The organism is Bradyrhizobium sp. CB2312, assembly GCF_029714425.1.
Taxonomy (GTDB): Bacteria; Pseudomonadota; Alphaproteobacteria; order Rhizobiales; family Xanthobacteraceae; genus Bradyrhizobium.
In genome coordinates this window covers 8,778,471-8,802,495 of sequence record NZ_CP121668.1, presented here as the reverse complement: position 1 = coordinate 8,802,495, position 24,025 = coordinate 8,778,471, and the positions used below count along the sequence as shown (strand labels likewise).

Genomic DNA, 24,025 nt, shown 5'->3' with positions numbered 1-24,025 from the left:
TTCAAAACATGGGCGGTTGTTCTGAACATACGACGAAACGGCAAGGTCGAATCGTTGTGAATTCACTTCTCCTCTTCGGGCGACCTAGATCGGGCGTCAGCGATAAGGAGCCAGGTGAACCATGCAGCAATTCGCGCGCGTACTTACGGACAAAGGTGTCGTTCCGGTCATCCTGAAAGGCGATGAACACCTCGATCTGCGTCCGGCCATACCGGACATTACGCCTGATATCATCGCCGCCGGTGCCCTGGCCAACATCGACACTGCGCGTCTATCTCCGGTCTCCGGCAAGTTCTCCTATCTCGTTCCGATTGAAGGCATTCGCCAGGTTGCAGCGACCGGCTTCAACTACAGGAAGCACATCGCGGAATTTCACATGAAGCCGCCTACCGAACCCGAGGTGTTCCTGAAGGCAACGTCCTCGCTCGCCGGACCGTCGGACCCGATCTCCTGCGGCCCCAATCAGGGGGTGAAGCTCGATTGGGAGACTGAACTTGCGATCGTCATCGGCCGGGAGACGAAGGATGTCACTGCCGCCCAGGCCGCCAGTCACATCTTCGGATATCTGTGCCTGAACGACGTCTCCGATCGATCGACGCAGGTGGATGCGGAGGGACAGCAACACCTGGTGCGTGCCAAATCGCGCCCGACCTACTGCCCCATCGGCCCGTATCTGACCACTGGCGTGGATGGAATGAACCTGGAGATGTGGACCAAGCTGAACGGCAAGGTTGAGCAGCAGGGCAATACCAGCGACATGCTATTCGACGTCTACGAGATGGTGGCCTATTTCTCCACGCACATGCTGCTGCTGCCAGGGGACCTCATCGCGACGGGGACGCCGCCCGGCGTCGGTTTCGGCAAGAACCGCTACATGGCAGTCGGGGACGTGCTCGAATGCGGCATCGCGAATCTCGGAGCGCAGCGTCACGAGATCATGCCGTAGGGACGGGGGCGCATAACCCCGGTGCGTGTGGCCCGCCTCTCCCCACAAATTTGGTGTCATCGCCCGCGAAGGCGGGCGATCCAGTACGCCGCGGCAGTGTTGTGACGAAAAAAAACGTCTCTGGGATACTGGAATCCCCGCTGCAGCCTGTCATCGGGCTCGCCGAAGGCGAGACCCGGTGGCGGGGAATGACAGCGAGGTTGCCAATGGGCTTTCACCGCCGTAGTTCCCAGTCCGCCATAGTGCTACTATGCCCCTGTTTTGCCCGACGTGTCAAATTATCTTCGGATAATCAGTAAGTCGTTGATTTCGCATTCCCCGGCTACTGTGCATGGGGTTGTTTTCGCGTTTTTGTTCCGATCGCGCGAGCGTCGGACAAAAGTCTGTGCCGCGCTCACATTCGCGTGCGGAAAAATTCCGTCTGCATCATTGCGCGCGATTGAAAGATTAATCATGCGCGCCGCCACGCGCGCAGTGCGCGCATCGCTATTTTTCCCGATGTCTCGACAGCTCCGCTGACCCACACCATCATTCCCGCATCGCAATGAACATCGGCCGCACCCGGCCGGGAGTGTGGAATGCAGCGTCGTGACTTTCTCAAGCTCTCCGTCGGAACGGCCGCCGCCGCTGCCTTCGCATCGCCTGCAATCGCGCAAGGCGCGGTGAAGGAAATTCGTATCGGCTATCAGAAGAACGGCGTGCTGGTCATCACGCGCCAGCAGGGCGCGCTGGAAAAACATTTCTCCCCGCAAGGCATCGAGGTGAAGTGGGTCGAGTTCTCCTCGGGCCCGCCGATGATGGAGGCGATGAATGTCGGCAGCGTCGATTACGGTGCGGTCGGCGATTCCCCGCCGGTGTTCGCGCAGGCCGCGGGCGCGGCGATCGTCTATGCCGCCGGACAGCCGATCACCAACGGCCAGGGCATCCTGGTGCCCAAGGATTCGCCGATCCGTACGATCGCCGAGTTGAAAGGCAAGCGCGTCGGCTTCACCAAGGGGTCCAGCGCCCACAACATCGTGGTGCAGACGCTGGAGAAGGCGGGCCTCACCTATGCCGACATCACCCCGGTCTACCTGACGCCGCCGGACGCCGGCCCCGCCTTCGCCAACGGCAGCATCGAGGCCTGGGCGATCTGGGATCCGTATTTCGCGATCGGCGAGACCAAGCAGAACGGCCGCATCCTGATCAATGCGCGCGAGGTCACCAAGACCAATTCCTTCTATATCGCCAACCGCGACTTCGCGAAAAACCATGGCGCGATCCTGCAACAGATCGTCGACGTGACCACCGCGACCGCCAAATGGGCCGAGCAGCACCGCGACGAGGTCGCCAAATCGCTCGCTGCGGTCACCGGCATTCCCCTCGATATCCAGACCATCGCGGCCAACCGCTCGTCCTTCGTGGTCGGCCCCGTCACCGACGACATCGTCGCGACCCAGCAGGGCGTCGCCGACCGCTTCCACAAGCTCGGCCTGATCCCGAGGCCAATCGTCATCCGCGACATCGTCTGGCGCAATCCGGCAGTGTGAAGCGTGCCGACCACTCTTCCCAATTCAAAAGGTGTGAACATGAAGCGTATCGTTCAACGCGTGATCGCTGTCATCGCCCTGTCGGTCGGCATCGTCGCGGCCGCCGTCGGCACGACCTACGGCTAGGAGCACATCCATGAGCAACGCCAACATCCTCTGGTTCCTGCCGACCCACGGTGACGGCCGCTATCTCGGCACCGGCATCGGCGGTCGCGAGGTCAACTTCAACTATCTTCGTCAGGTCGCACAGGCCGCCGACCAACTCGGCTATTACGGCGTGCTGCTGCCGACGGGGCGCTCGTGCGAGGATTCCTGGATCGTCGCCTCGAGCGTTGCGCCGTTCACCGAGCGGCTGCGCTATCTCGTCGCCGTTCGCCCCGGTCTGCAATCGCCGAGTGTGGCCGCGCGCATGACCGCGACGCTCGATCGCATCAGCAATGGACGTCTTCTCGTCAACGTCGTTACCGGGGGCGATCCCGTCGAGAACAAGGGCGACGGCATCTTCCTCGCTCATGACGAGCGCTATGAGGTCACCCGCGAGTTCCTGGGCGTCTATAGCGACCTGCTCGCCGGAAAGTCTGTCAATGTCGAGGGCAAGCACATCCGCATCGAGGACGGCAAGCTGCTGTTTCCCCCGGTGCAGTCGCCGCGCCCGCCGCTGTATTTCGGCGGCTCATCGGATGCCGGCATCGACGTCGCCGTCGATACCGTCGACAAATATCTCACCTGGGGCGAGCCGCCGGCGCTCGTCGCCGAGAAGATCGCGAAGGTGCGGGAGGTCGCGAGCGCACGCGGCCGAAAACTCTCCTTCGGTATCCGGCTTCACGTGATTGTTCGCGAGACCAATGAAGAAGCCTGGCGCGCCGCCGACGAGCTGATCAAGCATGTCAGCGACGACACCATCGCGCGGGCGCAGACAAACTTCGCCCGCATGGACTCGGTCGGCCAGCAGCGCATGGCGCAGCTCCACGGCGGCAAGCGCGACAAGCTCGAGATCGCCCCGAACCTGTGGGCCGGTGTCGGCCTGGTGCGCGGCGGCGCCGGCACGGCGCTGGTCGGCGATGCCAAGACTGTCGCGGCCCGCATCAAGGAGTATCAGGATCTCGGCATCGATACTTTCATCATGTCGGGCTACCCACACCTCGAGGAAGCCTATCGCTTCGCCGAGCTGGTGTTCCCATTACTGTCGTTGGAGCAGCCCTCCAACGTGACGAAGCTTCATTTCAATGGCGGTCCCTTCGGCGAAACGGTCGGCAGCGACTTCCGTCCGCAGCACAGGGTGTCGCAGTCATGAGCCTGATCGACAGCGCTTCACTTCCGCGGGGCTTCCGCCTGCCGCGCGTCGATGGCTTGGTCCAATGGATCGTGCCGCTCGCCATCATCGCGATCTGGCAGGTCGCGAGCATCACCGGCTTCGTGCCGACGCGCGTGCTGCCGGCGCCGAGCGACGTCGTGCTCGCCGGCTGGAAGCTGCTGCTCTCCGGCGAGCTCGGCCGGAACATCTGGGTCTCGTTCTGGCGCGCCTCGATCGGCTTTTTGATCGGCGGCGGCATCGGCTTCGCGTTCGGTCTCGCCAACGGCCTGTCGCAGCTCTCGGCAAAGCTCACCGACACCACGCTGCAGATGGTGCGCAACGTGCCGCATCTGGCGCTGATCCCGCTGGTCATCCTCTGGTTCGGCATCGACGAGAGCGCCAAGCTGTTCCTTGTGGCGCTGGGCGTCTTCTTCCCGATCTATCTCAACACGCTGCACGGCATCCGCACCGTCGATCCGCAGCTGATCGAGATGGGCCGCATCTACGGCATGACCGACGGCGAATTGTTCCGCCGCGTGATCTTCCCAGGCGCGCTGCCCTCGATCTTCGTCGGCATCCGCTTCGCCCTCGGCATCATGTGGCTGACGCTGATCGTCGCCGAGACCATCGCGGCGTCGTCAGGTCTCGGCTACATGGCGATGCAGGCGCGCGAGTTCATGCTGATCGACGTCGTCGTGCTCTCGATCCTGATCTACGCGCTGCTCGGCAAGCTCGCCGACAGCGCCTCCCGCGTGCTGGAGCGCCTCACGCTCTCCTGGCACCCCGCCTTCCAGAAACGTTGAGCAGAATACTGGGAATCACATGCAGACAGCGCTTCGTACCTCCCTTCCCGAGACCGAGCTCGCCAACCGCGCCAGTTTCGCGCCAACGGCGCGCGTCGTGCGCGAGGAGCGGCAAGAAGAACGCCGAGTGCAGACCAGCGGCCTGCCGCTCAGCATCCGCGGCTTGCGCAAATCCTTCGGCGACAACGAGGTGCTGCGCGGCATCGACCTGCACATCCCGGCCGGGCAGTTCGTCGCAATCGTCGGCAAGAGCGGCTGCGGCAAGAGCACGCTGCTGCGTCTCATCGCCGGCCTTGAAAAGATCGATGCCGGCAGCGTCAGCTTCGGCCAGGACGTTCAGGCCGAAGACATCCGCGTGATGTTCCAGGAGCCGCGGCTGTTGCCCTGGGCGCGCGTGCTCGCCAATGTCGAGGTCGGCCTCGGCCGCGATCGTGCATCGAAGGATGCGCATGCGCGCGCCGAGAAAGCCCTGAGCGAGGTCGGTCTTGCCGACAAGCGCGACCAGTGGCCGTCGGTGCTGTCGGGCGGCCAGAAGCAGCGCGTCGCGCTCGCTCGCGCGCTGGTGTCGCGCCCGCGCGTGCTCGCCCTCGACGAGCCGCTCGGTGCGCTGGATGCGCTGACCCGCATCTCGATGCAGCGCCTCCTGGAGCGGGTCTGGCGCGACCAGGGCTTTACCGCGATCCTGGTCACCCACGACGTCTCTGAAGCCGTCGCGTTGGCCGACCGGGTGCTGGTGATCGAGGAGGGCCGCATCGCCCATGACGTCACGGTTAACGCCGCCCGGCCGCGGGAGCGCGGCTCGGCCGAGCTTGCCGGCCTCGAAGGCTCGATCCTGAGCCACCTGTTGTCGGCGGACGATCGTACCTAAATAGAGAGGACCCCCCGCTTCGGGGAGCATGCCATGAATGTAGTGCCCCGCGACCTCATGACCGAAATCCCCGTCTCGCCCGCCGATTTCCGCGGCGCCATGCGCCACCTCACCGGCGGCGTCAGCATCATCACCGCCGGGCGGGGCAAGGACATCACCGGCATGACGGTTACATCCGTAACCTCGCTGTCGGTCGAGCCGCCGACGCTGCTGGTCAGCATCAACCGCGATGCCTCTTCCTTCCCGCTGATCAAGCGCCACGGCGCCTTCGGCGTGAGCATCCTCAATGCCGACCAGCTCGACGTCGCCGAGCGCTTTGCCGGCAAGGGCGGGCTGAAGGGCGCCGATCGCTTCGCCGGCAGCCACTGGGTGACGGCGGTTTCCGGCGTTCCGCTGCTGGTCGGCGCCTTGTCGGTGTTCGACTGCGAGGTCGAGGAGATCCTCGAGCGTCATTCGCACGGCATCGTCATCGGTCGTGTCAGGGACGTCAGGAACTCGACCCGCAACGCTGCGCTGGCCTATTGGCACGGGCAGTATGTGGCGGTCGACCAGGACGAGGACGCGGCGAGGCTCGCCGATGTCAGCGTGCCCGCGCGCAGCCGGCGCGGCATTTGATCGCCGTCCTCAGGCTGGTCTTTTCCCCATCATCGCTCTAGAAGCGCCCTGAGCCGTCCCACCGGGACGGCAATGGAGCGGAACGATGAAGCGCGTCGCGACCTTCGCCTTCTACGCCATCGGCGCGCTCGCGATCGCCTATCTCGCGCTCTACGCCTATGCGACGTTCTCGGGCAAGCCGATCATCCCCGGCGACCCCATCCACATCTTCCGCAAGCCCGACGCGCCGAGTTATTCGTGAGGCTCTCTCCTCGTCATGGCCGGGTCAAGCCCGGGCATGACGACGGCGTGTGCGGCGGCTAGCCTCTCAAGATCGCCAGTCTCGTAAGGTGGGCAAAGGCGCACTTGCGCCGCGCCCACCACCTCTCTGCGGCCGCGAAAGCTTCGTGGGCACACTTCGCTTTGCCCACCCTACCGCACCTGTGTTCATCCCCGCAAAATCGCCAGCGCCAGCGCCTGTGCGCGCGGCACGATGCTGTCGATCTCCAGATATTCCTCCGGCGTGTGCGCGAGGCCGCCGACCGGGCCAAGGCCGCAGATGGTCGGCGTGCCCACCGCCGCGGTAAAGCCGGAATCGGCGCAGCCGCCGGAGAACTCGCCCTGCAGCGTCGTGAGGCCGACCTGCCTTGCCGCGGCCTGATAGTTCTCGAACAGTGCCTTCGAGTCCGCGCTCTGCACCACGGGCACGAACTCGCCCTTGATCGTCAGCGTCGCGCTGGTGCCCGGCACGTAAGACGTCGCGACGATCCTCTCGATGGTGCGCATGATCCGCGCGCGATCTGCGGGGTCGACATAGCGCAGGTCGATCTGCCCCTCGGCATAAGGCGCCGTGGTGTTGACCGACTGTCCACCGGAGACCAGGCCGACATTGAGCGTGATGCCCTTGTCGAGATCGGTCAGCGCATGGATGTGAATGATCTTCTGCGCGAGCTCGCCGATGGCGCTGACGCCGGCGGCAAAATTGGCGCCGGAATGCGCGGCCTTGCCGGTGATGGCCATGTGCATGAAGATGCCGCCCTTGCGCCCCGTCACGACGTTGCCTGTGGGCCGGCCCGGCTCGGAATTGAACACGGCACGCGCCGCGCGTCCCTCGCGCTCGATCACGGGGCGAGAGGAGGGCGAGCCGATCTCCTCGTCCGAGGTGATCAGCACCTTGATCGGATGCGGCGAGCCGCCGAATTTGTGGAAGGCGGTCGCCACGAACACGTTCATGACGAGGCCGGACTTCATGTCGGCGACGCCGGGCCCATAGGCGCGGCCGTCCTTGATCGTGAACGGACGCCGCCCGGCCTCGCCCTTGCCGAACACGGTGTCGCGATGGCCCATCAACAGCACCGGCTTCTCGTTGCTGCCGGGCTTTGCCACCTCAGCATGGATCGCATCGCCGAAGGTGGCGTTGGCTTCGCGCCGGCAGGGAATGCCGTGCTCGGCAAAGTGCCGCTCGAACCGCGCCCCGACCGCATCGACGCCTGCCTTGTCATAGGACCCGGAATCGATGTTCACGACATCGCGCAGAAGGTCGATCATGGCCTGCTTCTGCCGCGTCAGCCAGTCCGTGATTTGAGCTTGAGACATGTGTATCCTCGCGTGGTTCTCACGCGAGGTTATAGAGCCTTGCGCAGGCATGACCTAGTCGCCGGATGCGGTGCGGCCATGTGTTCGGCGCTTCGAAAAAGGCAACCGGCCTAGCGGCTCGGCTGGGCCATTGCCTCCACGCCGCGAAGCTGCGTCGCGACGGTCAACGCGCCGATCTTTCGGCCCATGTCCTTGCCGACTTCAGTCGAGAAGCGGTAGTGGAAGCCGGCCCAGATGCGCGCATTAGCGACTTCGTCGCTATAGTCCTGGAGCCGCGACCATTTGCGTGTGACGCCTGGTGCGGTGGGGCTGGTCAGCGAGAACTCGCCAAAATCTCCAACGACAGTTTGCAGCACGGTCGAGATCGCGGCCGAGACGATGCAGTGCGCGCAGGGATATTCCGGATGCATCGGCGTGTCGCCGAGCGGCAGCCAGGATGCATCGCGGGGCGTCGCAGCATTCGCCGTCAGATCGGCATTGCGGATGGCCGTGATCGGTCGCCAGAAATTGTAAGTGTACTTCGCGTCGAACACGGCAACGATGGCGTCGTTGCCGGTCATCGACGTCAAGGCGAACAGGCGGGCGCAGTCGATGAGATCCATGCCCTTGGCCATCGCAGCCTGCCTCACGATGGGATTGTAGGTGCGGGCGCCGACGAAGAACCAGAAGCGGCCGATCGTGGTTTGCTCAGGCGTCCGGGTCGGGCTGCCTCGGCTGCCAACCTCGCGGATTTCGTTGACGTCCTTGGTCCAGACTTCGGAATCAAGCGCGGGCGGTGGTCCGGGGCGGAACTGCGATCCCGATGTCATGACCCAAGGCGTCGTCGCGCCCGTGGTCGAGAAGAGCGGGACCACGGTCGGGACATAGGCGCCCGCCGTGGTCAGGGGCCGGTACGTTTCCACGGCGCTGCTGCCGTCCCTGGCACGAAGCTCGATAATCTGCCCCGCAGCCTCTTTGCCGAGCGCGATGCCGGCGGTCTTGGACTCGCCGTCGGTGATCGGCGCCAGAGCATTGGTCAGCGTTGCATCCAGGTCCGGCTTGAGGTCTGGATAGATCGACAGCAGCACGTCGTGAGCCGCAACCGACGCCGCCGCTTCGCGCGAGGTCGAGCGGTCCGCGGACAGCGAGAGCTTGTACGGCGCGTAGCGGTGGTCGATCGCATTGACCGCCTCGAACATCGCAACGTGCATCATGGACAACGCGCGGCTGTGGGGCGCCGGAGGGATTTGCTTCTCGGCAGCGATCGCGTCAGCTTTGGCGTTCCAGTCCATGATCACGTCAGCGCGCGCAAGCGTCATCGAGGCGGCGAGCAGCATAACGATCATCGATAGGCGGGAGATCGTCCACGAGGAGTATTCCATGGCTTTCCCTTTCGAGTTGAACCACGTTTGCGAAGGCGGACGCGGTCCGTGGCCGACATCACCTCACTCCAAATTCTATCGGTCCTGATGCGTATCGATAGTGAACTGCTTCACTCGCGGCGGCACGATAGTCGCGCCCCAATGGGTAGGCTTGGCTTACCGTTCGCGCCGTATTGCGGAGTTGGTTATAGTCGGCACAAGCTGCCAGTTGGACGTGCCGAGGTCCGCAGCTCTATTTTCAAGGCAGCTCGCGTGCCGTCGGCAGGCCGTGCCTTGCTCTCGCTCGGAGGGCTCTTTCCAAAACCACAGGTGTTGTCGCTCTAACTTCGACGGAGAGAAAACATGCCGTTGTTCATCTCATACGTCTCGTACTCAAATGCCGGCATCAAGGGATTGGTCGACAAACCGTCCGATCGCAGCGCGGTCATCGGACCGATTATCGAAAAAGCCGGCGGAAAGCTCCAGGGAGCGTTCATGACAACAGGCGCACACGACGCGATCATCGTAGCGGAGTTCCCCGATGGAGCCGATGCTGTCGCCCTCGGAATGGCGGCCGCGGCGAGCGGCGCCATCGCCAAAATCGAAACCGTACGCGCCTGGAAGATGGGTGAATTCAAGAGCGTCGCGGAGAAGGCCGCGAAGCTTGCAAGCGTCTACGTTCCGCCCGGCAAGTAGCCTCTTGTGAGCGTGACGCCGCCATGAGGCGAGACACTCGGTGGTGGTGGCTGGGCTCGTCCCGGCCACTCGCACGCCTCATGCGAATGCCCGGGCGGGCTTGACGAGATCGATGAGCTGTTGCTCAACCCATGGCCGGCATGCGCGGATACTCGCCCGGCGTGCCCGCGGGCGGGATCGGGATGCCGCCGTCGGCGTATTCGTTGAGCTTGTTGCGCAGCGTGCGGATCGAGATGCCCAGGATATTCGCGGCATGGGTCCGGTTGCCGAGGCAGTGCTTGAGCGTCTCCAGGATCAAGTCGCGCTCGACGTCGGCGACGGTGCGTCCCACCAGCGCGCGCGTCACCTGCTCGGCAGCCATGGTGGCGTGCGCAACGGCGGGTGCGGTCTTGGCGAGGTCGAGGCGGTCGCCATCCGGCGTGATGATCGCGTCGGGGCCGATCTCGTCACCCTGCGCCATCAGCACCGCGCGGTGCATGGTGTTTTCGAGCTCGCGAACGTTGCCCTGCCAGCGGTTGGTGGAGAGTACGCGGCGCGCCTCCGCCGAGATCGGGCGCATCGGCACGCCGTTAGCCTCGGCGTACTTTTTCACGAAATGCTGGGCGAGTTCGAGAATGTCGGCGGGACGCTCGCGCAGGGGCGGGATCTTCAAATTCACGACGTTGAGGCGGAACAGCAGATCCTCGCGGAATGTGCCTTCGCGCACGGCCTCGGCCAGGTTGCGGTTCGAGGTCGCGATGATGCGGATGTCCACCGGCACCGGCTTGGTGCCGCCGACGCGGTCGATCACGCGCTCCTGGATGGCGCGCAGCAGCTTTGATTGCAGGCGGACGTCCATCTCCGAGATTTCGTCCAGCAGCAGCGTGCCGCCGGTCGCTTCCTCGAACTTGCCGATGCGGCGGGCGACCGCGCCGGTGAAGGCGCCCTTCTCGTGGCCGAACAGCTCGGACTCCAGCAGGTGCTCGGGGATCGCGGCGCAGTTGATCGAGATGAACGGGCGCTTGGCGCGGGCGGAGCGGATATGGACGTAGCGGGCCAGCACTTCCTTGCCGGTGCCGGACTCGCCGGTGATCATCACCGAAGCGTCCGAGCCCGCGATCTGCTGCGCCAGCTTGATCACGCGCGCCATGGCGTCGTCGCGATAGACTAGCTCGCGGGAATCGTTGGCGACGGCGGCGAGCACCGCGGCGATCAGCTCCGGGTCCGGCGGCAGCGGGATGTATTCCTTGGCGCCGGCGTGGATCGCAGCGACCGCCGCGCGGGCGTCGTTGGTGATGCCGCAGGCGACGATCGGGGCGTGGATGTGTTCGGCCTCCAGCCGCATCACGAGGTCGCGGATGTCGAGGGCGACGTCGACCAGCAGCAGGTCGGCGCCCTTGCCGCCGCGCAGCACGCGCATCGCCTGCTCGTGATCCTCGGCATGGGTCACGGTGGCGCCGTTCTCCATCGCGATCTTGGTGGCGGTGGTGAGCTGGCCCTTCAATGTGCCAACGATGAGAAGCCGCATGTCAGTCTCCTGTCCGTCTGGTCGCGCTGTTGCGCGTCATCACGTGCGTTCGGTCTTGATGATTTCGGTCATGGTCACACCGAGCTTGTCCTCGACCAGGACGACTTCGCCGCGGGCGACCAGCTTGTTGTTGACGTAGATGTCGATGGCCTCGCCGACGCGGCGGTCGAGCTCGAGCACGGTGCCGGGCCCCAGCTTGAGCAGCTCGCCGACGTCCATCTTGGAGCGGCCGAGCACGGCCGAGACCTGCACCGGCACGTCGAACACGGCTTCGAGGTCGGCGGCGGCGCGCGCCGCATATTCGTCCTCGTTGTAGCCGACATCCGCGTTGGTTGGCGGTAGCGGACCGTTGAGATCGGGCAGCGGGACCTGTCCGTCGGTGTCGCTCATGGCTTAGCTCCCCCTCCGAGACGCGATATAGCGTCCGACCATTTCGTCGATCTTGGCCGCGATGACGCCGCGTTCCAGCACGACGCCGCCATCGGCCCATTCGATCCGGCAGTCGCCGGTGGCGATTTCAGGCTCGGCCAGGATCACCAGCCGGCCCTCGAAGCCGCTCTGCTTGGCGAGCCGCTCGATCTTCTCGCGCGCGGCGTCGTAGAGCGCGTCGTTGATGCGGACGACCAGATGCGGCGTCGCGACCAGATGCGCGAAGCAGTCCTTGACCAGCGCCATGATCTCGCCGAGCGGCTCGGCGGCGACGAGGTCGGCGCACAGCTTGCGCGCCACCGCGATCGCGACCTCGACCGCCTCGGTCTCCATCCTGCTTTCGATGTTGCCGATGCCGGCGGCGACGCCGCGGATGCCGATGTTGATCTCTTCCATGGCGAGCGCGACGCGGCGGTCGCTCTCGGCCTTGGCCTCGCGCTGGCCGGCGGCAAAGCCGTCCTGATAGGCGCGCGCCTCGGCTTCGGCGACCTTCTGGGCGATCTCGGCCGCGGTTGCGGCCTTCTCGCGCGTCGTCCGCTCGGGCGCCGCGAAGTCGGTATCGAACAGGAATTTTGCCGGAGCCGCCATCAGTACACCAGCTCGTCGTCGGCGCGGTTCTTGGTCAGCATGATCTCACCCTTGGCGGCGAGGTCCTTGGCGAGGTTGACCAGCAGCGCCTGGGCCTCGTCGACGTCGCGCAGGCGCACCGGGCCCATCGCCGCCATGTCGTCCTGGAGCATCTTGGCCGCGCGCGAGGACATGTTGCCGAAGAAGAAATTGCGGACGTCCTCGTTGGCGCTCTTGAGCGCGACGCCGAGCTTGTCCTTGTCGACGTTGCGCATCAAGGTCTGGGCCGAGCCGGAATCCAGCTTCACGAGGTCGTCGAAGGTGAACATCAGCGCCTTGATGCGCTCGGCCGATTCGCGGTTGTCCTCCTCCAGCGAGGTGATGAAGCGGGTTTCGGTCTGGCGGTCGAAATTGTTGAAGATTTCCGCCATGACCTCGTGGGCGTCGCGGCGGCGGGTCTGCGACAGGTTCGACATGAACTCGGTGCGCAGCGTCTTCTCCACGCTCTCGATCACCTCCTTCTGCACCGCTTCCATCTTCAGCATGCGGTTGACGACGTCGAGCGCGAGCTCCTCGGGCAGGATGCCGAGCACACGGGCGGCGTGCTCCGACTTCAGCTTCGAGAGCACGACGGCGATGGTCTGCGGGTATTCGTTCTTGAGGTAGTTGGCGAGCACCTCTTCCTGCACGTTGGAGAGCTTCTCCCACATGTTGCGCCCGGCAGGGCCGCGGATCTCGTCCATGATGCCGTTGACGCGCTCCGGCGGCAGGTATTGCTGCAGCAGGCGCTCGGTTGCGTCGAAATTGCCCATCAGCGCGCCCGAGGCCGACATGCGCGAGACGAACTCGAGCAGCATGTCCTCGACGGTGTCGACCTCGACGGTGCCGAGCGTCGACATTTCCAGCGAGAGCTGACGCACCTCGTCGTCGTCGAGCAGCGACCAGATCTTGCCGCCATATTGCTCGCCCAGCGCCAGCATGAGGATCGCGGCGCGTCGCGGCCCGGACAGCTGCTCGGCCCCCTTGCCGTCCTTGGCGCGTCTGCCGGCGCGCTGGCCGAGCGTGGAGATCACGCTGGTGATGTCGTTGGAGTTGGCGTTTTGCAGTGTGGCGGCCATGTCAGATCACTTCTTGATTCACTTGGCAGTTACTTGGCTTAGGTTATTTGGCTGGCTCGGTGAGCCACTGGCGGATGATGGCGACGGTTTCGTTGGGGTTGCGCTCGGCGAGCTCGCCGACGCGATGAACGGACTGGGCGTGGACCTGGCCCTGGATGGTGGCGACGTCGATCGCGCTCGCGGCACCGCCCGGCAACAGCGGCTGGCTTCCGGCGGGCGCGGCCTCGTCGCTCGCGGCGGGGCCGGCGAGGACGCCGGAGATGGCGGCGGCGACCTCGTCGGAAGCGAGGATGCGCTTGACCAGCGGGCGGATCACCATGAACATCACGACGAGGCCGAGCAGCATCATCACGCCGAGCTCGACGAAGTACATCACGTCGTCCTTGGTGAACTGGAGCATGCCGAGGAAGCCCGAGGGCTCGCTGATCGGGGCAGTGGAGGGCGCATCGGCAAAGCGCAGGTTGACGACCTCGACCTGGTCGCCGCGCTTCTGGTCGAAGCCGATGGCCGAGCGCACCAGCGCGGCGATGCGGTCGAGCTGCTCCTTGGTGCGGTCCTGATAGGCCAGATCGCCCTTCTCGTTCTTGGAATAGATGCCGTCGACCAGCACCGCGACCGAGATGCGGTTGACCCGGCCGGCCTCGGTCACCTCGGTCTTGGTGGTGCGGGAGATCTCGTAATTGTTGGTCTCTTCCGTCTTCTTGCTCTGGTCCTTGGCCGCGACGCCGTTGTTCTGCTGGTTGCCGGGCAGCTCGTTGTTGACGGTGACCTGGCCGTTGTTGTCGGCGGTGAGGCTGCTCTCTTCCCGGGTCTGGCTGGAGCGCAGCACGCGGCCCTCGGGATCGAACTTGTCCGAGGTCTGGGTGACCTTGTTGAAATCGAAATCGGCGGAGAGCTGGACGCGGGCGCGGCCCGAGCCGACCACGGAGGAGACGATGTCCTCGACCTGCTTGCGCATCCGCTTCTCGAAGGCGATGCGGCGCTCGTCGCCGACCGCCTGCTCGGGGTCGGTCGCGGCGCCGTCGGCGAGCAGCTGGCCGGCCTCGTCGACGATCGAGACCCGCTGCGGCTTCAGCCCGTTGACGGCGGAGGCGACGAGGTGGCGGATGGCGCGGATCTGCTGCGCCTCCAGCGCGCCGCGGACGCGTACCACGATCGAGGCCGACGGCTCCGGCGCCTCGCGCGCAAACAGCGGGCGCTCGGGCAGCACGAGGTGGACGCGGGCGGCCTGGATGCGGTCGATGGCGCGGATGGTGCGGGCGAGCTCGCCCTCGAGGGCGCGCAGGTGATTGATGTTCTGGACGAAGGAGGTGGTGCCGAGCGCGTCCGACTTGTCGAACACCTCGTAGCCGACGCCGCCGCCCTTGGGCAGGCCGCCCTCGGCGAGCTTCATGCGCAGCCGCGTGACCTTGTCCTTGGGCACCATGATGATGCTGCCCTCGTTGCGCAGCTCGAACTGGATGCCCTGGCGTTCCAGGTCCTTGATGATGCTGGAGGAATCTTCGACGCTGAGGTCGGTGAACAGGGTCGTCATCTGCGGCGTGGTGACGCGCATGATGACGAAGGCGAAGAAGCCGATGAGCGCGGCGGTGACCGCGATCATCGCCCCGAACCGGGCGGCGCCGATACTTTTTAAGAAGTCCGCAAGACCTTGCAAGCAACCGCCCCGACAGCTTCGACCCGCATTCCAAGAGCGGCCGACTGGGCAATTATTGCCTAGGTGATGGTTTCGATATGGTTAACGAAGGTTAAGAGGTCGGACAAAAGTGGTGCCAAAAGCAAACATGAAAAAAATCGGCCTCGCGGGGCGAGGCCGATTTTGTTCAAAAGCAGCAGATTTCCGGATCGCTTACTGGCGATATTGCTGGATGCGGGTGGTGCGAAGACCCGCCAGACCGTGCTGGTCGATGGAAAACTGCCAGGAGAGGAATTCGTCGACCGTCAGGGTATAACGGCTGCAGGCCTCCTCAAGGGAGAGAAGCCCGCCACGCACAGCGGCGACGACTTCGGCCTTGCGGCGGATGACCCAGCGTTTGGTGCCGGGCGCGGGCAGATCTGCGATCGTCAGCGGACTGCCGTCCGGCCCGATGACGTATTTTACCCTCGGGCGATGGGGTTCTGTCATGGCGTACTCACAAACTCTCAACCACTGAACTCACGCGGTAACCCTACGCCCGGCGGCTTAAAAATCCGCTAAGCCTAAGGCTTCAATACAATTCTCGTTGAATCTTGCGGGAACGCGGCCGGCCCGGGGGCCGAAAACGCGGTTTCGGCGGGCCGGGCGGGGCAGAAGGTAAATACTTTACTAACAAACAGATGCTCGCGGTGACGCCGCAGAGCTCTCAACTGTCGTCCCGGGGCGCGCGAAGCGCGAGCCCGGGACCCATAACCCCAGGGAGTGGTTTGGTGAAGACTCGGGGTTACGACCTCATGCGATAACGACTTCCTGGGTGTATGGGTTCGCGCCTTCGCGGGGACGACACCGAATGTGTGGCGGCGCTATGTGGCCTCAATTGCTGCTGGTCGCGATGATGCTCTTCACCTGGCTCAGCGTGTAGCTGGCGCCGTCGATCGTCAGCAGCGGCGGCGACTGGGTGAGGTCGACGGAGGACACCACGCCCTGGACCTGCGCGGCGATGCCGACATTGTTGTTCGCGACGTCCTTGCCGGTGGCCGAGATCGTGTACTTGCCGTCGGGCCATTGCGTGCCGTCATTGCCCTGGCCGTTCCAGGTGAAGGGAATATCGGTGCCGGCTGAGGCAGTGTATTTGCCGGTGAACACGGTCTGGCCGCTGGCATTGGCGACGGTGATGTCGACGGTGGAGTCGCTCGGCACGTTGAGGTGCCATGTCGCCGACGATTTCGTCATTGTTGCGGTCGAGCCGTCGACCAGTGCCGTCTTGCCGACGAAGCCCAGCGCCTGGGTCGCCTGCGTGGTCTGCTGCAACGTGACGAGCTGGGACAGCGAATCGTTGGTCTTCAGCTGCTGCTCGACGCCGGCGAACTGCACCAGCTGCTGGGTGAACTGGTTGGTGTCGAGCGGATCGAGCGGGTTCTGGTTCTGCAGCTGCGTCGTCAGCAGCGTCAAGAAGGTCTGGAAGTTGCCGGCGAGCGTCGAGCCCGTGCTCGAGCTCAGCGACGAGTTCGAGGAGGATTTCGGGACGTCCGTCGTGCCGGAGACGGGCGTAGGCGCGGTGGTGGCATTCGTGGTGGTCATGATCGAATACTCCTCACACTCTGATGTCGACGCCGCTGCTCGATCCGAGCATGCGGCCGTAGCCGCGCCCGACCGGCGCGGCAGTCACGGTCTCGTCCTCGCTGATGATCAGCCGGCGGGCGTTGCCGCCATTGTCGTTGTTCTGGCCGGACTGCTGGCCCGATGAATTCTGGTCGCGCAGGCTGAAGGACAGCCCGTTGCTGCCGGTCTTGAAGCCGGCATCGTCGAGCGCGCGCTGCAATTGCGGCGCGTCCTGCTTCAGCATCGCCAGCGTCTCCGGCTTCTCGACCGTGAGATGCGAGGTGACCTGGCCGTTGCGGTCGACATTGATGCGGACGTCGATGCGGCCGAGCTCGACCGGATCGAGGCTGATGTCGAACCGCGTCTTGCCGGCGCGCGCGGCGGCGGCGATCTCGATCGGCACCGCGTTGAGCGGCACGGCCGCATTGGTGGCCGCGGTCGCGGTCAGCGTCGCGGTCGAAGCGGTCGCCGCCGACGTCGTATTGGTCAGCGGCGCCTGAATGGCGGAGGCGGCCTGCGCGCTGGTGTCGGGCACGGCCGCTTGCGCGCCCGCATGGTGCGTGGTGGTGGCGGGTGTCGCATCGGTGGCGCCGGCCTTCGCATCGGCCTTGGCGTCGACCAGGCTGGAATCGGCTTGCGGCTTGGTGCCTTGCGCATGCGCGGCGTTGGCGGTCGTCGCCGCCTGAGCTTGTGTGGCGTTGGCCTTGCCGGCGTCCTGACCGATATTGGAGACGTCGGTCTGCCCTTGCGCGGTGGCGGCGGCCTTGAACGAGGTTTTTGGCGTGCCGAGGTCGGCGACGGCGATCAGGCCGCCGCTGGTCTTGGCATCGGTCGCGGTGCCATCGGTGGTGGCGGCCGTATCCCCTAGCGTTGCCGAGGTGTCGGCATCGACCTTGGCGCCGGCCGTCTTGGCGCTCTTGTCGCCCGGCGTTGCGGTGTCGGTCTTGGTGCCCGCGATCTGCGCCGCGGTGGAGGCGCTGGCGGCAAGGCCGGCAGCGGCGATAGTCAGCGGCGAAGATGCGGCGTCGCTGGCCTGGCCCGCGGCCACATTCGGATCGACCGGCACGACGGGCGCGGCAACGGGAATCGCGTTCGGATCGGGCACGGCTGCCTGCGTCGCGTCGGTCTGCGCGGCCGCTGCGGCATCGACGGCGGCGGCAAGCCCGTCGCTGGTGTCGGTCTTGTCAGCCTTGGTCTCGTCGGACTTGTCCGCCGGCTTGGCGTCGGAGGTCTCGGACTTGTCCTTGGTCTTGCCGGTCTTGTCCGCCGCTTTGGCCGAATCTGTCGTCGTGTCCGTGCCGGCGCTCGCGGACGAATCGGTGTCGTCGCGCGCCTTGCTCTGCGAGGAGGGCTCGGTCGATGACGGCTCGCGCGTGCTCCGGTCCGAGGCGGACGCGGACGACGTCGCGGAATCGGTCCGGCGCGGGGCGGTGTCCTGCGAGGCCGCGTTGTTGCTGATCGCCTGGGTGTTGCTGTCGACCAGCGAGCCGAAGGAGTCCGACGCATCTTTGCTGCTCTGCGGCTTCGCAGGCTTTTGCTGCGCGCTCGGAACTTGCACGCTGGCGGCTACATCTGACGTCCGACCGACCACAGGCGACCTCTTGGAAACATCTTCGGCGTAAGGAGGGAGCAAGGAGCGGGCCAGCCTCCCTGATGTTCAGTTTATGTAATAAAATCAATATCTTGATGAATTGGTGTCGCCGCCCGCGCCTCCTGCCGGCCCCCGCCATTTCTGCCGCCCCGGCAAGAATTGCCCTAAGCGTCCGGCCGGCGCGATTGCTTCACCGGAATGGCGCCTATATTAAAGAGGCAGCTCTCAGCCGCTTTCGACCGGGCAAGCCGTGCCCTTCGGGAACCAAAGTTCCCGGGGAGCGCCGATGTCCCGGTCAGAAGCAAATCGCGGATCGCCGAACGCCGCCGTCACAAACTTTAAAGCCATGCTCAACAGTCTGGATCTCGAAGGCCGTCCTGAGGACACCAGGGTCGTCGTTGCCATGTCGGGCGGCGTCGATTCTTCGACGACGGCTGCGCTGTTGAAGGCCGAAGGCTACGACGTCGTTGGGATCACGCTCCAGCTCTACGATCATGGCGCGGCGACCCACCGCAAGGGCGCCTGCTGCGCCGGCCAGGACATCCACGACGCCCGCGACGTCGCCGCCAAGCTCGGCATTCCCCATTACGTGCTCGACTACGAGGATCGCTTTCGCGAGTCCGTCATCGACAACTTTGCCGACAGCTATGCGCTCGGCGAGACGCCGGTGCCGTGCATCGAGTGCAACCGCTCCGTCAAATTCCGCGACCTGCTGAAGACCGCGCGAGAGTTAGGCGCGCAGGCGCTCGCCACCGGACATTACGTCGCCTCGCGCCGCCGCGAGGACGGTTCGCGCGCGCTGGTCTGCGCCGCCGACAGCGACCGCGACCAGAGCTACTTCCTGTTCGCGACCACGCAGGAGCAGCTCGATTTCCTGCGCTTCCCGCTCGGCGACATGACCAAGCCCGAGACGCGCGAGCTCGCGCGCCGCTTTGGTCTCGCGGTCGCCGACAAGCACGACAGCCAGGACATCTGCTTCGTGCCGACGGGCCGCTACACCGACATCATCACGCGCCTGCGTCCGAACGCGATGGACCCCGGCGACATCGTCGATCTCGACGGACGCGTGCTCGGCCGGCACAACGGCATCGCCAATTTCACCGTCGGCCAGCGCCGCGGCCTCGGCATTGCGGCCCACGCGCCGCTGTTCGTGGTGCGGCTCGATGCCGCAAACCGCCGCGTCGTCGTCGGCCCGCGTGATGCGCTGAAGATGCACCGCATCAGCTTGCGCGACGTCAACTGGATCGGCGGCGGCGACATCGATCGCGCCATCGGAGGCGGCCTCGAAATGTTCGTGCGCGTGCGCTCGACCCGCTCGCCGCAGCCGGCCTGGCTGCGCGGTGCGAACGGTCATTACGAGGTCGAGCTCGTCGCCGGCGAAGAGGGCGTCTCGCCGGGACAGGCCTGCGTGTTCTATGACGCGCCGTCTGGGCAGGCGCGCGTGCTCGGCGGTGGCTTTATCCAGAGCGCCGCCGCGAAGGTGGCGGCGAGTTCAGCGAGGCCACTCGCGGAAGCCGTCCGCGGCTAAGTAATTTCCGGGGCAGGGGGCATGGCAGCAGACATCTCGCGGGCCGGGGTCGAGAAGGCCTATGGCCGCTGGGCGCCGGTCTACGATCTCGTGTTCGGCAAGGTCTTCGATGCCGGCCGGCAGTCCACCATCGCGGAGGCCGACCGCATCGGCGGCCGCATCCTCGATGTCGGTGTCGGCACCGGTCTGTCGTTGTCGGATTACGCGCGCACCACAAAAATCTGCGGCGTCGATATTTCCGAGCCGATGCTGCGCAAGGCGCAGGCGCGCGTGCGCGCGCTGCGCCTCAGCAACGTCGAAGTGCTCTCGGTGATGGATGCGAAGAACCTCGCCTTCCCCGGAAACTTCTTCGACGCGGTGGTCGCGCAATATGTCATCACCGCCGTTCCCGACCCCGAAGGCACGCTCGACGAGTTCGTGCGCGTGCTCAAGCCCGGCGGCGAGTTGATCCTGGTCAACCACATCGGCGCCGAGAAGGGTTTTCGCAAACTCTCCGAGCTCGCCTTCGCGCCGCTCGCCCGCCGTCTCGGCTGGCGTCCGGAGTTCCCGTGGGCCCGCCTCGAAGGCTGGGCCGCCAGGCACGGTGGGGTCACGCTCGCGGAGCGCAGGCCAATGCCGCCGATGGGCCATTTCTCGCTGATCCGCTACCGCAAATCGTGAGCGCGATTTTTCGCGCTTGCGCTGTCGGGTGGCGCGCCTGTTGCTTCGCAACGTGACCTCATCCTGAGCAGCCCGCAAAGCGGGCGTCTCGAAGGATGGCCACAGGCAACCTATTCATCCGATCACATCGCACTCGACCCGGGAACGCCCCGCGCGGCCTGCGCGTTTCCGTCCCATGCGCACGACATCAAACATCATCCTGGTCAGCCTTCTGATCGCCGCCTCAGGCAGTGCGATCGCGCAGGCTCCGCCCGCCCCGGCGACGCCGCCGCAACAGACCGCGCCGCCATCCCCGCAACATGCGGCCAACTGCACCCCGCAGGACCGCCCGAACCGCGCCACGGCGCCTGACGGCACCACCACCGGCCAGGCCCGGGAACCGCTCGGCGACAAACTGGCAAAATCCGACGGCGTGATCTGCCCGCCCGCGGGCGTCGACCCCGAAATGCACGCCCCCGCGCCGAGCACGGACGGCAGCATGCCCGTCATCCCGCCCCCGGCAGCCCCGGCGGCGACCCGACGGTACGGCCGAAATAGGTGGATTCCTTCGCCTCTCCCCGCGCGCGGGGAGAGGCCGGATCCGCGCAAAGGCGCGGATTCCGGGTGAGGGGGACTCTCCGCGAGTCCAGTGCGGGCAAATGGGCGAGTTCGGTCCCAGACGGGGCGATTTCGCCTGCGAAATCACGCCCTCAATCGCCCCCACTTTGCTTGACTTCCCGCCGCCCCCTTCCTTATATGCCGCGCGTTCGCGAGATCGGCCTTATTCGCCGCCGCGATCCCTGTGGCGGGGTAGCTCAGCTGGTTAGAGCACGGGAATCATAATCCTGGGGTCGGGGGTTCGAGTCCCTCCCCCGCTACCACCTTTCCCCACACTCCTTTGACTTGGTTGGGATAGGCGTTTTCCCCGAGCAAGGCATTTAGCCGGCCTGCTATCTCGACGGCTACACCACCTGGGCGCGCTGGATCGCGGAACACAGTGACCGTCTCGACCAGGTCTCTGATGGCTTCTGCGGCCTCTCCGTCGCCCGCACTGGCACCTATTGCTAGTGCTTCTTCAAGCCGACCGAGTTGCTCCTCGTATCGTTTGAGGATGGCCGGATGCAGCGCGATTTCCTTCGGGGCGAGGGGTTCACTCTGCAACTCCTCGGATATCCGCTTTCGTTCGACATCCAGTGCGGTTGATCGCGGTCCGAGAACAGACGGATCGCCATGTCCTTTTGCGATCGCATCCACCAGTCGTTCTATCTCCCGGTTTAATTGCCCAAGCTGCTGCTCAAGGCGCTGCCGTTTTGCGTTTGATGTAGCTGCGAGGCGCTTCCGCTCCTCTAGATATGTGTGCACGTATTCCGAAAGAACCTTCGGCGCGCGCAATTCGGCCTTTAGCCCGCTGAGGACTGCACTCTCGACCGTGTCTAAATAGAACGTCTTGGCGTCAGGACACGTGCCACTTTCGGTGGCCGCCGAGCAACGAATCCGAACGCGCCCCGATTTGTCCTGTCCATTCGTTGCCATACCCGAGCCGCATGAACCGCAACGGAGTAAGCCAGATAACATCCGACGGGGCCGACGTTGATGGCTGGGGTGGCCGTGGCTGCGCTCCCCTTTGCGTTGCTGGGCGGCTGTGAACAACTCTGGACTGACAATTGCAAGATGCGGCACTTCAGCGATCTGCCAGTCACTCCTCGGATTTGGTCGTGACAGGCGCTTCCCCGAGTCGGGATCTTTCACCATCCTGACTTTGTTCCAGATAAGGCGCCCCATATAGAGTTCGTTCAGCAGAATGCCGGCGCCCCTCTCTTGATTGCCATTGATTGTTGAGGCGTTCCAGGCTCGCCCCCGCGGAGGTGATACCCCCTCCTTATTGAGATCATGCGCGATCTCCCGAGGCGTACGACCGTCCACGTATTCCTGAAATATGCGCCGGATCACTTGTGCCTCGGTCTCGACAACCACTCGTTCGCCGCTTCTTCCAGTGACCGCGGCGTACCCGTATGTCAGGCCGCCGCCAGCCAAACCTTGCTTGACCCGCCCCGCTTGGCCGCGACGCACTTTGTGCGCGTTGTCCTCACGATAGAGTTGTCCGACCAAACCGCGAAGGCCGACCAGCACAGTGTTAACGACTCCCTCGTGGACCGCCCGGATCTCGATCCCGAGAAATGACAGCCGCTTATGAATGCCAGCGAGATCTTCCATGTCGCGAGAGAGGCGATCGAGCGCTTCGACGATTACCACGTCGAAGGATCTCTCTCGCGCCTGGTCCAACATCCGCAGAAGGCCTTCGCGGCCCATGACGGACCCGCCTGAACGAGCCCGATCTTCATGGGTACTGACAACAGTCAAACCTTGGCGCTCGGCATAGCTTTGACAAAGTGAAAGCTGATCCTCAATCGACCGCTCGTTCTGCAGATCGGTTGAGAATCGAGCATAGATCGTCGCTCTTTTCCTTGTCGTCTCTTCGATTGGCGAGCTCTCTTTCATGATCTTCCCTCGCGGCCACCCGAGCAAGTACTCGCGCGAGACGTAAGATCGCCTTGTCTGGATTCGTCTGCAAGACAAATTTACGATCAGCTTCCCGCACGATCGAGCCTCTACGCCATCGCGAGGCTCAACGAGGTGCACGCACCCGCGCTGGCGCCAGTCGACAAGAGGTGGTGGGGACTGATCATCTCGAGCATCCTGCTCGGATGATAACTAAGTGCAACGGCCGCTATGAGCTCGTCGTGCAATCGGGTGCTTAATCGATGAAAAAGAGGGGAGCGAACGGCCTTGCTTGCGCCGAATTGATACTGCTCGGAGGGGCATATCGTCTCAATCTAGCGAATACCAGGGTGGAAACTCCGGGCTCCGTCACGGACTCTGTTCCAGCTATCGATTTCGCCACCAGTTCGCTCTGATTGGACCCGATGGCTCAAATGTCTCTAGCAGGTCTATCCAGGCGAGCGGAAATGATCTTCGCGGTTCGGGCAATGATCGGCGGACTACTAGGGCCAGGCCGATGAGCCTGGATATTGCGTGGAAACGGGCCGGGAGGAAATTTAGTTTTTGGAGCCGCTTCTTTTGGAAGATATCTCCCGCGTCGGCGCGTGCTTGGCATCCGAAGTTCTTGTCTTACCTGACAATCTCGCCGTAACTGATGAGCCAAGCGCGTGGGGAACTATATTGTTCGCCGCAGTCACAGCTTACGAGCGGCACCTTGGTCTAGGGACCGACGGCACACGGTAAGACCCACGCGCTCGACGTAATCGTCACCGGCGTCGAGAGACAACCTCCGAGTTTGGCGTAGTTACCTCGTGGCCCTTCGCCACCAGATAACTTCCTCGATGAAACAGGCGTTCGAACCAGCAAAGCGCACCATAGGTACCGATCTTTGACGAAATCGATGCCTTTCGCTGGCCCACGACCCTTTGCCCCATGAGCGAAAGATGCACCGACGAGAGGCGGGAATGGCGAGCCGCAGGATGAGGCCCGAAGGTCTGATCAATTGATGTCCTCCTTTGCTTTACATGCCTCTCTGTGACGGCCAAAGGCGGCGACCGTATCAAACTCGTTATCAAAGAGACTTTGATACGACCGTTCCTATTCCAGTTTGCATTGAGGGTTGGGGTCTCATCGTGCCGATGAGCTCTGATGCGACTTCAATACGTCCGCCACCGCGAAACGGCTCGAGTGTCGCGCTGTTCTCGACGGTTTACAACGTAGTGGTATTGCTCACGGCAGCCGT

At 64.5% G+C, this 24,025-nt stretch carries 22 protein-coding genes, 1 tRNA gene and 1 pseudogene; 13 read left to right on the top strand and 11 right to left on the bottom strand.

Annotated elements, in window-relative coordinates:
* Positions 1–121 precede the first annotated feature (121 nt).
* The 8 genes from QA642_RS41970 (at position 122) to QA642_RS41935 (ending at position 6,296) form a co-directional block, all read left to right on the top strand.
* A complete protein-coding gene (locus QA642_RS41970; protein ID WP_283082036.1) occupies positions 122–946 on the top strand; it encodes a fumarylacetoacetate hydrolase family protein in 825 nt (274 codons plus the stop codon).
* Between the two features lie 578 nt (positions 947–1,524).
* Positions 1,525–2,475, top strand: coding sequence for a sulfonate ABC transporter substrate-binding protein (locus QA642_RS41965; protein WP_283082035.1), 951 nt, complete (start codon positions 1,525–1,527; stop codon positions 2,473–2,475).
* A gap of 3 nt (positions 2,476–2,478) precedes the next feature.
* Positions 2,479–2,601, top strand: a complete 123-nt coding sequence (locus QA642_RS41960) for a hypothetical protein (RefSeq protein WP_283082034.1) — start codon at positions 2,479–2,481, stop codon at positions 2,599–2,601.
* A 10-nt stretch (positions 2,602–2,611) separates the two neighbouring features.
* Positions 2,612–3,769 (top strand): FMNH2-dependent alkanesulfonate monooxygenase, encoded by a 1,158-nt coding sequence (gene ssuD, locus QA642_RS41955; protein WP_283082033.1) that lies wholly within the window; start codon positions 2,612–2,614, stop codon positions 3,767–3,769.
* Positions 3,766–4,572: an aliphatic sulfonate ABC transporter permease SsuC gene (gene ssuC / locus QA642_RS41950; RefSeq protein ID WP_283082032.1), complete on the top strand. Its 807-nt coding sequence runs from the start codon at positions 3,766–3,768 to the stop codon at positions 4,570–4,572. Before ssuD ends, ssuC begins: the two co-directional genes overlap by 4 nt.
* Before the next feature lie 19 nt (positions 4,573–4,591).
* A complete protein-coding gene (locus QA642_RS41945) occupies positions 4,592–5,440 on the top strand; it encodes an ATP-binding cassette domain-containing protein (protein WP_283082031.1) in 849 nt (282 codons plus the stop codon).
* A 33-nt stretch (positions 5,441–5,473) separates the two neighbouring features.
* A complete protein-coding gene (locus QA642_RS41940; RefSeq protein ID WP_027560942.1) occupies positions 5,474–6,055 on the top strand; it encodes a flavin reductase family protein in 582 nt (193 codons plus the stop codon).
* Between the two features lie 85 nt (positions 6,056–6,140).
* Positions 6,141–6,296, top strand: coding sequence for a hypothetical protein (locus QA642_RS41935; protein WP_283082030.1), 156 nt, complete (start codon positions 6,141–6,143; stop codon positions 6,294–6,296).
* A gap of 185 nt (positions 6,297–6,481) precedes the next feature.
* On the opposite strand, the gene QA642_RS41930 is transcribed toward QA642_RS41935, so the two are convergent.
* Positions 6,482–7,630 carry a M20 family metallopeptidase gene (locus tag QA642_RS41930; protein ID WP_283082029.1) on the bottom strand — a complete coding sequence of 383 codons (1,149 nt, stop codon included), beginning with the start codon at positions 7,628–7,630 and terminating at the stop codon, positions 6,482–6,484.
* Between the two features lie 110 nt (positions 7,631–7,740).
* The gene (locus QA642_RS41925; RefSeq protein ID WP_283082028.1) at positions 7,741–8,991 is read right to left on the bottom strand and encodes a vanadium-dependent haloperoxidase; all 1,251 of its coding nucleotides are present in this window, start codon (positions 8,989–8,991) and stop codon (positions 7,741–7,743) included.
* A gap of 342 nt (positions 8,992–9,333) precedes the next feature.
* Here QA642_RS41925 and QA642_RS41920 point away from each other — a divergent pair, with 342 nt between their 5' ends.
* Positions 9,334–9,666 carry a GYD domain-containing protein gene (locus tag QA642_RS41920; RefSeq protein ID WP_283082027.1) on the top strand — a complete coding sequence of 111 codons (333 nt, stop codon included), beginning with the start codon at positions 9,334–9,336 and terminating at the stop codon, positions 9,664–9,666.
* A gap of 124 nt (positions 9,667–9,790) precedes the next feature.
* On the opposite strand, the gene QA642_RS41915 is transcribed toward QA642_RS41920, so the two are convergent.
* The 8 genes from QA642_RS41915 to QA642_RS41880 all read right to left on the bottom strand — a co-directional run bounded on the left by QA642_RS41915 (position 9,791) and on the right by QA642_RS41880 (position 18,116).
* Positions 9,791–11,173: a sigma-54 dependent transcriptional regulator gene (locus tag QA642_RS41915; protein WP_283082026.1), complete on the bottom strand. Its 1,383-nt coding sequence runs from the start codon at positions 11,171–11,173 to the stop codon at positions 9,791–9,793.
* A 39-nt stretch (positions 11,174–11,212) separates the two neighbouring features.
* Positions 11,213–11,563: a flagellar motor switch protein FliN gene (gene fliN / locus QA642_RS41910; RefSeq protein WP_027560936.1), complete on the bottom strand. Its 351-nt coding sequence runs from the start codon at positions 11,561–11,563 to the stop codon at positions 11,213–11,215.
* A 3-nt stretch (positions 11,564–11,566) separates the two neighbouring features.
* Entirely contained in the window at positions 11,567–12,190 is a 624-nt protein-coding gene (locus QA642_RS41905; RefSeq protein ID WP_283082025.1) for a FliH/SctL family protein, read from the bottom strand.
* Entirely contained in the window at positions 12,190–13,287 is a 1,098-nt protein-coding gene (gene fliG, locus QA642_RS41900) for a flagellar motor switch protein FliG (RefSeq protein WP_283082024.1), read from the bottom strand. The genes QA642_RS41905 and fliG overlap by 1 nt, the downstream gene beginning before the upstream one ends.
* 43 nt (positions 13,288–13,330) lie before the next feature.
* Entirely contained in the window at positions 13,331–14,944 is a 1,614-nt protein-coding gene (fliF, locus tag QA642_RS41895; protein ID WP_283082023.1) for a flagellar basal-body MS-ring/collar protein FliF, read from the bottom strand.
* 192 nt (positions 14,945–15,136) lie between these two features.
* On the bottom strand, positions 15,137–15,412 hold the full coding sequence (locus tag QA642_RS41890) for a DUF1153 domain-containing protein (RefSeq protein WP_002714638.1): 276 nt from the start codon (positions 15,410–15,412) through the stop codon (positions 15,137–15,139).
* Between the two features lie 384 nt (positions 15,413–15,796).
* Entirely contained in the window at positions 15,797–16,504 is a 708-nt protein-coding gene (locus QA642_RS41885) for a flagellar hook capping FlgD N-terminal domain-containing protein (RefSeq protein WP_283082022.1), read from the bottom strand.
* A gap of 13 nt (positions 16,505–16,517) precedes the next feature.
* Positions 16,518–18,116 (bottom strand): flagellar hook-length control protein FliK, encoded by a 1,599-nt coding sequence (locus QA642_RS41880; RefSeq protein WP_283082021.1) that lies wholly within the window; start codon positions 18,114–18,116, stop codon positions 16,518–16,520.
* A gap of 346 nt (positions 18,117–18,462) precedes the next feature.
* Here QA642_RS41880 and mnmA point away from each other — a divergent pair, with 346 nt between their 5' ends.
* The 4 genes and pseudogenes from mnmA (at position 18,463) to QA642_RS41860 (ending at position 21,164) form a co-directional block, all read left to right on the top strand.
* A complete protein-coding gene (gene mnmA / locus QA642_RS41875; RefSeq protein ID WP_283082020.1) occupies positions 18,463–19,644 on the top strand; it encodes a tRNA 2-thiouridine(34) synthase MnmA in 1,182 nt (393 codons plus the stop codon).
* 21 nt (positions 19,645–19,665) lie between these two features.
* Positions 19,666–20,304: a class I SAM-dependent methyltransferase gene (locus tag QA642_RS41870; RefSeq protein WP_283082019.1), complete on the top strand. Its 639-nt coding sequence runs from the start codon at positions 19,666–19,668 to the stop codon at positions 20,302–20,304.
* Between the two features lie 175 nt (positions 20,305–20,479).
* Positions 20,480–20,841: pseudogene (locus tag QA642_RS41865) on the top strand (hypothetical protein).
* A 246-nt stretch (positions 20,842–21,087) separates the two neighbouring features.
* A tRNA-Met gene (locus tag QA642_RS41860) sits at positions 21,088–21,164 on the top strand.
* Here the strand turns inward: QA642_RS41860 and QA642_RS41855 are convergent.
* Entirely contained in the window at positions 21,121–22,782 is a 1,662-nt protein-coding gene (locus QA642_RS41855; RefSeq protein ID WP_283087092.1) for a recombinase family protein, read from the bottom strand. The genes QA642_RS41860 and QA642_RS41855 overlap by 44 nt on opposite strands.
* Positions 22,783–24,025: the final 1,243 nt, after the last annotated feature.